At 41.9% G+C, this 12,037-nt stretch carries 12 protein-coding genes and 1 riboswitch; of the genes, 4 read left to right on the top strand and 8 right to left on the bottom strand.

From position 1 onward, the window contains the following. Positions 1–36: 36 nt before the first annotated feature. Positions 37–143: riboswitch (glycine riboswitch) on the bottom strand. A 164-nt stretch (positions 144–307) separates the two neighbouring features. Beyond that, the gene (locus BLU58_RS01135) at positions 308–2,032 is read left to right on the top strand and encodes a DEAD/DEAH box helicase (RefSeq protein ID WP_093290394.1); all 1,725 of its coding nucleotides are present in this window, start codon (positions 308–310) and stop codon (positions 2,030–2,032) included. After that, positions 2,013–2,834, top strand: coding sequence for a YqhG family protein (locus tag BLU58_RS01140; protein WP_176786430.1), 822 nt, complete (start codon positions 2,013–2,015; stop codon positions 2,832–2,834). Before BLU58_RS01135 ends, BLU58_RS01140 begins: the two co-directional genes overlap by 20 nt. A 46-nt stretch (positions 2,835–2,880) precedes the next feature. Here the strand turns inward: BLU58_RS01140 and ribD are convergent, their stop codons facing one another. From ribD to zwf, 7 genes are all read right to left on the bottom strand, one after another. Beyond that, positions 2,881–3,333, bottom strand: a complete 453-nt coding sequence (gene ribD, locus BLU58_RS01145) for a bifunctional diaminohydroxyphosphoribosylaminopyrimidine deaminase/5-amino-6-(5-phosphoribosylamino)uracil reductase RibD (RefSeq protein ID WP_093290396.1) — start codon at positions 3,331–3,333, stop codon at positions 2,881–2,883. Positions 3,334–3,611: 278 nt separating this feature from the next. Next, positions 3,612–4,049, bottom strand: coding sequence for a hypothetical protein (locus BLU58_RS01150; protein ID WP_093290397.1), 438 nt, complete (start codon positions 4,047–4,049; stop codon positions 3,612–3,614). Between the two features lie 148 nt (positions 4,050–4,197). Beyond that, positions 4,198–4,971: an amino acid ABC transporter ATP-binding protein gene (locus tag BLU58_RS01155; RefSeq protein WP_093290398.1), complete on the bottom strand. Its 774-nt coding sequence runs from the start codon at positions 4,969–4,971 to the stop codon at positions 4,198–4,200. 21 nt (positions 4,972–4,992) lie between these two features. Then, on the bottom strand, positions 4,993–5,688 hold the full coding sequence (locus BLU58_RS01160) for an amino acid ABC transporter permease (protein WP_369813676.1): 696 nt from the start codon (positions 5,686–5,688) through the stop codon (positions 4,993–4,995). Positions 5,689–5,885: 197 nt separating this feature from the next. Beyond that, a complete protein-coding gene (locus BLU58_RS01165) occupies positions 5,886–7,505 on the bottom strand; it encodes an esterase/lipase family protein (RefSeq protein ID WP_093290400.1) in 1,620 nt (539 codons plus the stop codon). Positions 7,506–7,654: 149 nt separating this feature from the next. Then, positions 7,655–8,284, bottom strand: a complete 630-nt coding sequence (locus tag BLU58_RS01170; RefSeq protein WP_093290401.1) for a cyclase family protein — start codon at positions 8,282–8,284, stop codon at positions 7,655–7,657. Positions 8,285–8,298: 14 nt separating this feature from the next. Then, positions 8,299–9,846 carry a glucose-6-phosphate dehydrogenase gene (gene zwf / locus BLU58_RS01175; protein WP_093290402.1) on the bottom strand — a complete coding sequence of 516 codons (1,548 nt, stop codon included), beginning with the start codon at positions 9,844–9,846 and terminating at the stop codon, positions 8,299–8,301. A 195-nt stretch (positions 9,847–10,041) separates the two neighbouring features. Between zwf and BLU58_RS01180 the strand changes: the two genes are divergently transcribed. Both BLU58_RS01180 and BLU58_RS01185 read left to right on the top strand, forming a co-directional pair. Continuing rightward, positions 10,042–10,965: a DMT family transporter gene (locus BLU58_RS01180; protein WP_093290403.1), complete on the top strand. Its 924-nt coding sequence runs from the start codon at positions 10,042–10,044 to the stop codon at positions 10,963–10,965. Further along, positions 10,962–11,453, top strand: a complete 492-nt coding sequence (locus BLU58_RS01185) for an HIT family protein (protein WP_093290404.1) — start codon at positions 10,962–10,964, stop codon at positions 11,451–11,453. Before BLU58_RS01180 ends, BLU58_RS01185 begins: the two co-directional genes overlap by 4 nt. Positions 11,454–11,548: 95 nt before the next feature. Here BLU58_RS01185 and BLU58_RS01190 read toward each other — a convergent pair whose 3' ends face one another. After that, positions 11,549–11,992 carry a MarR family winged helix-turn-helix transcriptional regulator gene (locus BLU58_RS01190; RefSeq protein WP_093290405.1) on the bottom strand — a complete coding sequence of 148 codons (444 nt, stop codon included), beginning with the start codon at positions 11,990–11,992 and terminating at the stop codon, positions 11,549–11,551. Positions 11,993–12,037 lie beyond the last annotated feature (45 nt).

Here is a 12,037-nt window from a genome sequence, read left to right on the forward strand (position 1 = left end):
TGATCATGAAAGGATCACAAGCACTCTCCAGAGTCGCGTCCAGCAAGCCTCCTTTTGCCTGAGAGATTCACTTCTTTATTCAGAAGCTTGCTCCTTCGGCGCCGTCGATCAAATCGATCAACAGTCTCTCCTCTCGCCTTCATTCGCCCGAACAATATGTATCTGTCACGTATATTGTGCCATATCTTTTTATACATTTCGATACATTTTTATTGGAATTGCCTCTATATACGAGGAGTGTATGAAATAGGGTTTCTTATGCATACTAAAAATTGGATGATCTGTATACGAAAGGCGGAACGATTCTATGTTTTCTCTACCAATCCATTACGATCGAAGCTGGCTTTCCCAGTTGGAACAAAATATCGAACAAGATACTGGATGGTCTAATTGGGAACGTTTCCAATTAGCCTTAGAAGCAGCTCAAGCGCAAGTTGTCCCTGCCTTTGACAGTATCCTTAGCTTACAGCAGATCTATGGCTTTGAGCCCCTTCGCCATCAGATTGACGTGACTCGGCAAGTAATCCATGAGATGAGGGGTCGAGCGATCCTAGCAGATGAAGTAGGGCTGGGTAAAACCATCGAAGCAGGACTTATCCTAAAGGAATATATGATTCGCGGTCTCGTAAAAAAAGCACTGATTTTAGTACCCTCTTCCCTTGTCTTACAATGGACAAGAGAGTTAAACCAAAAATTCCAGATCCCAGCAGTGGCACAGAAAAAAGCATGGATGTGGGATAAATACGACATCATCGTAGCCTCTATGGATACAGCGAAAAGGGAGCCACACCGTGAGTTTGTATTAAATAGCGAATACGACCTTTTGATTGTGGATGAAGCCCATAAATTAAAGAATCGACGGACAAAGAACTGGCAATTTATTAACGAGGTGAAGAAAAAGTTTTGTTTGTTACTTACTGCTACTCCTGTACAAAATGAGATGGAAGAATTATTTAATCTCGTAACGCTATTAAAACCGGGGCAATTGGGACGAGAATCACAGTTTAACAGTGATTTTGTAGCGAGTAAGAGAAAAGCGAAGAATGAAGAACAACTACGGGATGAAATCAGTCGTGTCCTAATTCGAAACCGAAGAAGAGACGGGGATCTAAACCTAACAAAGCGCATCGTTCATACCATTCCCATTCACCTCACCCCCGAAGAGCGTGACTTGTATGAAGGTGTAACTGGATTTGTCCGCTCCCGATTCCAAAATGGAGCAGGCGATCTCAAAAGTATGCTCTCGCTCCTTGTCTTACAAAAAGAAGTTTGTAGTAGTCGCGATGCTGTTTTCCATACCCTCTTTAAACTATTTAAGCGGGGCGAAGAGGGGAACGAAGTGATTTCCCCTGAAGTAGCCCATCTAGTGGAATTACTTCGTAAAGTAAAAACTTCTTCCAAAGTAGAGAAAGCTGTAAATATGATTCAACAAATCCCAGATAAAGTCATCGTTTTTACTGAGTACCGGGCTACACAAGAAATGCTCATTCGCGCTCTCCAACAACAAGGGATTTCCTCCGTACCATATCGTGGAGGATTTAATCGAAATAAAAAAGACTGGATGATGGAGCTGTTCCAAAAACGTGCACAGGTGATGGTCGCCACAGAAGCCGGCGGTGAAGGAATTAACCTACAATTTTGTAGCCATATCATCAACTTCGATATGCCGTGGAATCCGATGCGCGTCGAACAGCGAATCGGACGTGTTCATCGCCTAGGGCAAAAGAAAGATGTACATATCTATAACTTCTCTACTTCAGGCACGATTGAGGAACAGATTATCTGGCTCCTACATGAGAAAATCCAGCTATTTGAAAGTGTAATCGGCGAACTTGAAACCATCTTAGAAAAGCTGGAATCAGAAGAATCATTGGAACAAAGTCTGATGAAAATTGCCCTTACTTCCGAAGATCCGCATCAAATTCGCAACCGACTTCACTCTCTTTCAGATCAATTTCATCAGAAAAAAGGGGAAGTAGTTCGTACCAAACAAGAACAGGATGAACGATTCTATGGATCAACAACAAGTTAGGTCTTTTACTGAGCGATACTTACAATACCAACAGTGTCAGGTGATTGAATCTGCCCCTTCCCATATCTATACGCATCTGTCGATCGAAGCAGACAAAGACTTATTAAATCGTCCGATGTACTGGATGTATGTTGAACGTATGGGACTGCAACCCAACCCTAGCCATCAATGCTTTATCTTTGATGCCGATAACCCTCCAGCTGATCTAAAAGGGGAGTATGTATTTTATGGGTGCCCCAGGTTTACACAACTCCTCGATTCAGCACAAAAGCATGGTAGGTTTGTGAGAGTGTACCAAGATACAGGCGCCTTCGGCATGGTAAGCCGCCAAACCAAGCCGTATTCTCCTTGGCTCGTAATCAATTTCTTTGTTTCCTTCGTCTGCGATCACAAACGGGATGAGATCTGGTCTCTCGGAATCGATCTTCAAACAGGGGCGATCCAGGAGCAGTTTGATGATCAAATCAAACATATCAACTGGCTTAACCGGATCCCTGCGAAACGGTATACTGAAGAGGCAAATATGTCCATTTCTGAGGCTATTGGGGAGTTAGAGTATTATTTACAAGATCGTCTGCAAAATGGCGATCTTTCATGGGCGATGGAAGCAGAAGAGCGGCTACAGAAAGAGCTTGCTCAACTAGATCTGTATTTTCCAGACGATAAGAGTTTAAGTGAGGAGCAGCTGAAATCAAAGCAGGATCGACGCAGAGAGCTTGTGTGGCAGTATCACCCTCGGGTAGAAACCCGGTTGATTAATGCGGGGCTTTTTTATCGGGATAAGGTGTTTCGGTATCAATGATAATACTTATCTCGAAGAATCAGGAGCGGACCAGACTTTCCTAAATCTAGTCCGCTTTCTCTTTTTCTGCTGCCACATTCTCTAAGAAATCCTTCAAATCCTCTCGAATCAAATCTTCACAATGACCCAGACTCACCTCAACTCCATGATCCCGTAAATGATCGATCCCTTTTCCATTTACCTGTTCATACGGATCTCCAATTGCAACTACAACACGGGTCACCCCTGCATCCGTCAGAGCCACACAGCAAGGGCCCGTTCTTCCATAGTGAGCACACGGTTCCAGCGTACAATACACCGTTGACCCCTTCGCCTTTTCCCCTGCATCAGCTAATGCATTTACCTCTGCATGCGGCCCGCCTAAATGAGAGGTGTGCCCTCGTCCCACAATCTCTCCATCCTTCACCACGATGGCTCCCACGGGCGGATTCGTCCCCGTCTTCCCCTGAGCTTTTCGCCCCTCTTCTATCGCAATTAACATGTATTCTAGATCAGTCATCAGCTTTCAATCCCTTCCCCACGATGATTCAGGTCTCAATCCATTTATAAATAATATCAGTATTTATGAAATACACCCGTATTTAAACAAAACGCTCTCAACATTACTAAGCGTACTTTCGACATCTCAACTAGAATCAACTACATTATAGTTAGCGCAAATACCATCAAGGTATTCAAAATACAGTTCCTCCACTGATATCTTCAAAATTATACCAAAAAGAACCAGGGCTCTCACCCTAGCTCTTCTCATTACTTCTTTATTGATTACTCAACAACCTACGGTAGCCAATATGGCTGAGTTGCTGTTCCTTGATAATGATTCTTCGAATCATGGAAGTCAAAACGTAGCTCTTGTAGATTTGGGAATTGTAGATACTTCACATATCTATGTACGATCCAGCCAGAAAAAGCTTTTGGATTCTTGAGATATTTCTCTCCGAGATGCTTAGGCAAGAGAAGAGGTGCTGGAGCATCCATAGCCCCTTCAGGTGCTAAGCGAAGATATACTTCTCCATCTTTTACAAATAGTTTTTTACTGTCTAACCACTCAGATCCTACATATTGGTAGTCCCCTGATTTACTTGTTTGTTCTTGATTCACCGTTGCAGTCGTATTCGTTACTGAATCATTCGCATAGCTTGTCCCTGCGAATGAGAAACTAAGAGCGGCCACTCCTGCTACAACTAGTCCTGCTAATCGGACCGATTTTTTCATATTTGTTCCCTCCCATTGAGTTATTAACAACGATTTAATTATATAATTTTTATAAAATTAGTTCTAGTATTAAAAAATTTTATTTTTATACAAAATTTATATATAAGATATTAAACAGATTATATACCTATCTGAAAAAGAAAAAGAACTAGAGTCCCCACCCTAAGTTCTTTTCTACTCCTACATATAGTTGATCTAAAAATTGCTTCGTTCTTGCATGAGTAGGGTTTCCAAACACCTCATCTGATGTTCCGATCTCGATGATTTTTCCCTCATCCATAAAAATCACTCGATCGGCCACCTCTCGGGCAAAATTCATCTCATGCGTCACGATCATCATGGTTTGAGTTTTATCTTGCGATAGCTCACGGATAATGGCGAGCACACCCCCCACTAGCTCCGGGTCAAGCGCAGAAGTAGGTTCATCCAGCAGGAGAACAGACGGATTCATCGCCAACGCCCTCGCTATTGCAACCCTCTGTTGTTGTCCACCTGATAACTGAATAGGAAACGCATCTTGCTTTTGGGACAAACCTACTCTTTCAAGCAATTCTTTCGCTTGCATAGAAGCGGCTTCTCTACTGATCCCCTGCACGGTAACAAGTCCTTCCATCACATTTTGCAATGCAGTAAGATGGGGAAACAAGTTAAAGCTTTGGAAAACCATTGCCGTTTGGGAACGAAGGGCTCGGATTTCTCTTTCTTTTGGTTTTTTATCATTAAATTTTAATGTATGATTCCCTATTTTTATTGAACCGGCAGTTGGGGTCTCCAGACCGTTTAAACAACGTAGGAAGGTGGATTTACCAGACCCGCTCGGTCCAATAATCGCGATTACCTCCCCTTGCTCCACAGTTAGATCAATATCATGTAACACATCTAATTTACCAAAACTTTTTCTTAGATTCTTTACCTCAATCAATGAATTCACCTCCCAACCCACCTATATATTTGTAAAGCGATTATAATGCTTTTCTAACCTCTCTTGCAGCGCATTCAAAACCGTACAGATAACCCAGTAATATAGGGCTACGATGAGATAAACGGTCATGTAATCATATGACCTTCCTCCTACAATTTTCGCATAGTAAAGCATCTCCGGCACGGTAATAACCGTTAAGAGAGACGTATCTTTTACAAGGCTTAGAAAGCTATTCATCAAAGATGGAAGCGCCACGCGAGCTGCCTGTGGAAGAATGACTCGGCGCATCGTCTGCCGATAACTCATATTTAATGAGGTTGCCGCCTCCCATTGTCCACGAGGTATCGAGAGAATCGCACCACGAATCGTCTCCGAAGCATATCCACCCACAGAGGCTGTTAATCCAATAATCGCCACCGTAATCGGTTCCAAGGTAATCCCAATCACAGGGAGGCCAAAATACAAGATAAATAATTGTACTAATAGCGGTGTACCGCGAATAATCGAGATGTAGACCCTAGCTGGGTAGCGGAGCAACCGATAAGGAGACATACGTGCAATCGCAACAACTAATGCCACTAGTAATCCCAGGATCATCGTAACCACACTAATCCACATCGTATTCCAAAGACCATTTTTTAAGATATAGGGGGCGGCTTCTTTGGCTAATTGCCAGTCAAATAATTGCTCCCATTGAATGGTAGATAAAAGATTCATCATGAAGACTCCTATCGATCAAGTAAGAAACAAAACCATTATTCATAGTAAGTTTATCGGATTTTATTAAAAAAGAAAAGGATTAATAATGGGGCGGATAATAAAAGAGCTAGGGCCGAACTACGCACCCTAGCTTGAAATGGTGAAGATATAAGAACTTGACTATCATAACCATTTCACCAACAAATATAAATTTATTATTTCCCTATATAAACAGATTTAACAAGAGTCCGTTCAAAGGGGGTTCCTGATTTCTTTTTACCTGTTACTTGAACCGTAACATTATATAAGCCCGACTTTACCTGAGTAGGTAGGGGAACCGTATATTCATCTAAAGTATCAAGCTCTCTCTTCTTCCTTGATGGTAAGCCTATTTTACTCGGTTGCTGCTTTACTTCCTTCCCCTCCGAATCCATTAGCTTCACATCTACTCGAATCGATTCAGGATTATAATCCTTCTGTTCATCTAATTTTACCTTCAACGGGGATTCTTCCGTAACTGTCTGACCAGGCAGTTCTAACGCTAGGCCCTGTGAATCTTTATAGGTTGTGACAAGAAAATAGGCATCTTTACTTGGACTTTGGATTCGAACTTTCCAATTACCCATTTCTGCATCTTTTAATTGAAAGCTTTGATCTGTTACATCACCAAACAACTCATCACCTTTAGCCAACACATAGTTACTGCTGTTTTTATCGTACATTTTACCGGAAGGAGATTGTAATGTTACTTTTACATCAGGTGATTTTGTCATTACTTGAACAGAGGCCGCTTTTGCATCCACTGAAATGGATTTTTCGACCGGTTGATTTGCTAATAATGATCCACCCGCTAGAGACTGATCCGCTATTGGAGCGGCTGGGGCCTGTTTTGTTTGATGAAAAAATGCCATTTTCGGTGATATAGTAGGGGTTGCATTACGCAAAACAGGTTCCATCAATTTAAATGAAACAGAACCCTTGCGAATACTATCATGGTCAGCAGGGATGGTAAATAAGTGGTTTCCATAGGGTAAATATGTACTTGATATATTGACAAGCCCATCATTTTCTCCGTAGCTAGATAAGGCAAATCCCGCTAACCAAAGCGCCGTTCCAGAAGGTCCCCAGCTTGTTCCTGCCGTCGTGTAGTATTCATTTTTCATCACGTTGGGATGATGGTCGGTTTGCTTACGAAACTTCTCCATCTCTCCTGTTTGTAGCGAATAAGCTCCATCATCTTGTTCTCCAACTAATTTGGTTAACCAACTAGCATACCAACTATAAGCCATATCCGCTAAATGAGACCCATAGTTTGGCGCACCTAACGCTACGATTTTGCCCACATATGGATAGGCATTATAGTGAACCAATGCAGCTTGGGCATCCACTCCACCTTTACTATGTGCAACGATATTTACTTTTTGTCCAAAATGCTGCGAAATCTCTTTTAGAGACTTAGCGATCAACTGACCATTGTCATAGGGATTCGCTGTGCCTTTGCCCGCAGAATCGTGCAGGTGAACAAAGACCGTTCGATACCCAGCATTATATGCCAACTCATACATATCATTGATGCCATGATACTCTGTGTTGCTCCACCAGTCTTGAGCATGTCTACTTCTACCTTGGACGAATACAACAGGGGGTTTGCTTAGATCTACATTTGGTGGTATTGCTCCCATTTGCCACGTTCCAGGAGTCTCTGTCAGTTGAAAACCTGCAATTTCTTTAGGAGGAGGTAATGTAACATGATCTTCAGCCCTCACTTGATAGGGAAAAAGAGTACCTATAAAAAGAAGAAATGTAACAAGTAATCTAGAGAATTTAAACATCATAGAATAGTCCTTTCTAGTAAATGTATGTAAGATTTTTATGTATTATCATACCGCTAATAAACTAGATTGGCTAGTAGCTATTAATTAGAAACGCCGGCATTCCCCTACACCAATAAATAGTGAGTCTCCTGCCGGCACATATCGTAAATCTAGCCCGTAATCCCTTCAAAAAGTAATACGCGGGCGGGTGCTGCTTCCGTCTCCATTACTTTCAGAGGTGCGGCAACCATGAAATACTCTCCTTCTGGTACTTCTGCTAATCGAAGCCCTTCTATAATGAGAACTCCTGCGTGAAACAGCGTTTTATGAGTGGGGTGTCCCGGTTGGGCCCTCTCTACTCCTAACGCATCAATCCCTACACCACGAATTTTTTTCGCAGCTAGATATTTTGCACCACATTCTGCAAGATAGATAAAATCAAAGTTAAACTCTTCTTCCATCGAGTTACGCGTTTTGAGAAGAATAAAATCTCCCTCCCCAATCTCGTGCTTCTCTAGATCTGGCTTACGTACTCCATCTATCACATGAGTCATATCCAGAACTTTACACGACCCAATCAACATTTCTAATGATAGTGTCTCCATCGTTCCCCCTTCAGGCAACATGTGGAGTGGGGAATCAACATGGGTTCCGGTATGAACATCCATCTCGATCTTAGATTCGCGGGCAGTGGCTTTATCAAAATCTTGAACCACGCGAATCGAGGGCTTCTTCTCTGGTTTATTTTTATAGACTTGCATGTTTTCGCTGATTGCCATCGTTACATCATATATTTTCATGTTTCATTCTCCTCCTATTTCAATCGCTTTTTGGTTTGGGTTTCATGCGCCGGGATCGTTTCTGTATCTCTGTTTGTCCCCACCGACCACCAGTTATGTCCTTCTGCTTCGAGCAACTCATCTGCCAATTTGGGTCCCCACGATCCACTCTCATATGTTTCCAGCGAAATCAAGCGATCCCGAAAGGCTTGTTCAAGTGGATCGATAAATTTCCAAGCTAAGGAGACTTCATCCCAGTGAGCAAAGTAGGTAGAGTCTCCCATAATTGCATCGTGAATTAAGGATTCATATGCTTCTGGAGATGCGTCAATACAATTGTTACAATACTCCATCTCAATACGAGTCAATCCTTGAATACCTCCAGATTTCTTCGCGTTTAAAACAAAACTAATTCCTTCTTGCGGATTAATCTTAATGATAAGCAGATTAGGCTCTAGGGTATTCTCTCGGTTGAAATAGAGATTTGGGGGCATGTTTTTAAATTGAACGATGATCTCTGTAGATTTCTCCGACATCCGCTTTCCGGTACGCACATAGAAAGGAACTCCCGCCCATCTAAGATTATCAACATATAGCTTGGCCCCTACATACGTCTCGGTCTGTGAATGAGGATCTACTCCTTTTTCGTCCAAATACCTCGGAACGGACTTCTCTTCCACTATTCCTGCCCCATATTGTCCACGCACTACGTACTGCGCCGCCTCTTCTGGTTTTATATGACGAAGAGAACGGAGAACTTTTACCTTCTCATCATGGATCGCTTCCGTTTTTAAACGACTTGGAGGTTCCATCGCTACGATCATGAGCATTTGAAGAATATGATTTTGCACCATATCCCGCAAAGCCCCTGCCTCCTCATAATAACTGGCACGCTCTTCTACCCCCACCGTTTCCGCGGCGGTAATTTGAATGTTTTCAATATGTTGGTGATTCCAAAGAGGCTCAAATAGCGTATTAGCAAAACGAATCACTTCTATGTTTTGAACCATCTCTTTTCCTAGGTAATGATCAATTCGATACGTTTCCTTTTCGGCAAATGACTGTTTTACTTGTTCGTTTAGTTTTTTTGCAGATTCATAATCATGCCCGATTGGTTTTTCGATAATGAGTCGCTTCCAGCCCGGCGTTGTCGTTAAACCCGACTCTTTTAGATTGATTGCCACAGTTCCAAAGAAGTCAGGAGCAATAGCCATATAAAATAGGCGGTTACCGGGTAGTTTCCATTTTGACTCTTCTTCCTCTACAATCCGTTTAATCGATTCGTACCCTTCTGGGTTTCGAACATCAGAGGTAGTATAGAAAAAACGCTCTGCGAACTTCTCCCACTCTGACTCTGAATTTATTTCCTTCTGTGAGAAAGTCTCGATTGATTGGCGAAGATCTTGGCGAAACTGCTCTGTCGATAATTCAGAACGTCCTGTACCTACAACAGTAAATTGCTCGTGCAATAAACCATTTTGAGTAAGGCTATAAAGTGCAGGAAACAGTTTTCTTTTGGCTAGATCGCCAGTAGCACCAAAAATCACAAGGGTAAACGGTTCGGTTTTTCTTCCGATCCCCATTTTAAATCCTCCTCACAACTACTTCATCATTGAATTTATTATGTGTTAGATCATTTGGAATATGTAGCCACACTAAATAGTAATTGTATCAGGAAATAGAGCCAAATGATAAAAATATGTTTATATAGTCTAGAAACATTCTGTAGTCTATAATAGGTATTATTACGCAAAACGAAATTTTCTATTGGAGGCATTATGCTAGCTAAGAAACAAACCATTTATATCATGCTACTCGCAAACATGGTTCTTTGGGGAAGTTCATTTGTAACCTCCAAAATAGCCATTAACTCGGTACAAGCACCTGTTTCCGCTTCGATTCGTTTTGGGTTAGCCGCCATTATATGCGGGCTTTTTCTCATTATCCAGACCCAGCATCCTTGCAAAGTAAGTAAGAAGAATCTTGGGAAATTATTCCTTATGGGGATAAGTGGAATAGCCATTTATAATTGGCTTTTTTTCGTTGGACTATCCCACACACAAGCCTCCGATGGAGCCGTTATTATTCCAGCAATGAGCCCGGTACTTACAACTTGTCTCGCCTTTTTCCTCTTAAAACAGCGTCAAACCATTTCGAAGATACTTGGACTCACCCTAGCTTTAAGTGGAGCGGCTATTTTCTTCTTTTCGACAGCAGCAGGCTCTCTCGATCAAGCCCGTCTATGGGGGGATCTCATGTTTATCGGTTCTTCAGCTTGTTGGGCTGTCTATACGATGATTGGGCGGACCATTTTTCAGGAAGTCCACCCGTTAATCGCCACTTCCTATGCACTTATCTTCGGTGGCATTTTGTTAGTACTCGTTGCACTTCCTCAGTATTCTCAAGTATCGTGGGAACAAGTGGATACAAGCTTTTGGATCGTCCAACTTTATACCGCTATCTTCCCAACTGTACTCGCAAACTTTTTCTTTTCATATGGGGTGAAAAACATTGGTCCTACTTCTACAGCCATGTTTATGTTTTTCGTCCCGATATCGGGTCTCGTTTTATCTATCATTTGGTTACATGAATCCTTAAACCAACTACAATTAGTAGGCTCAGTTGTGATTATTTTAGGTATTTGGCTGATGAATAAAAAAGTGTCGGTAGCGAAGGATCGAGCGCGGGTGAGGACAAATTGAAGAATGTTACTCTAGCAGATGGTCGTAATATTACGGTAAAATGTTTAAGTTGTTCCATTGTCACAGGAGATGTACAGCCCAGCGGCGGTACGATCTATGAAACAACATTTTTTCATGCTCATCAAGATGTCGCATATCCCATTAGAGGCCTTGTGATTTTGGCTTCAAAGAGGCATATTACGTGTTTGGACGAGCTTACTGAAGAAGAGCGAATTAACTATATTCATACACTTTACCAGATTCGAAAAGCACAACGTGAAGTCTTAGGCATCGAACATGTATACTATTTCTACAATGAAGATACTACGCATCACTTTCATGTATGGATGGTTCCACGTTATGATTGGATGCATGAATTTGGGAGGTCTGTTGAATCTGTTCGCCCTGTCCTACTTCACGCACGACGAAATAGAAACCATACGAATGAAGTGGAAAAAACCATGACAGCCATACATGAACTTAGAGAGTACTTAGGGAAATTCTACTAAGAATAGAAATAGCATTTATCATAAAACCAGCCCCTTTTCCGGCTGGTTTCGTCTGTAAATAACCCCTTCTAAACGCATTTTTTAGAGGGGGTTTCTTATGACTTTTTTGTTGTTAACGCAGAAAGTAGCTCCTTAAAGCTATGACTATACTCTTCAAATTGTTCCGGTGTGAGACCAGTCTTTTCAAAGATCTGGGTAGGGATAGATTTTGCCTTTTCTTTTAATCCCATCCCTTTCTCCGTTAATGAAATAAGTACACTTCTCTCATCCTCTTGAGACCGTTTACGAATGACTAATCCGGCCTCTTCCAGTCTTTTCAGTAGCGGTGTTAGTGTACCTGAATCTAGGCATAGTTGATTACCTAACTGTTTAACAGATAAAGGTTCATGTTCCCACAGAGCAACCATGACAAGATACTGAGGGTATGTGATGTTTAACTCTTTCAGAATGGGGGTGTAGAGCTTTGTAAATTCTCGGGAACAAGCATAGATTGAAAAACACAGCAGGTTGGATAGTACCAGCGGATTTTCTACCTTCATAGTGTGTAGCCTCCATATTCATCTTTTCTATATTGTAAACCCATA

This window comes from Thermoactinomyces sp. DSM 45892 (genome assembly GCF_900107305.1).
Classification (GTDB): Bacteria; Bacillota; Bacilli; order Thermoactinomycetales; family Thermoactinomycetaceae; genus Baia.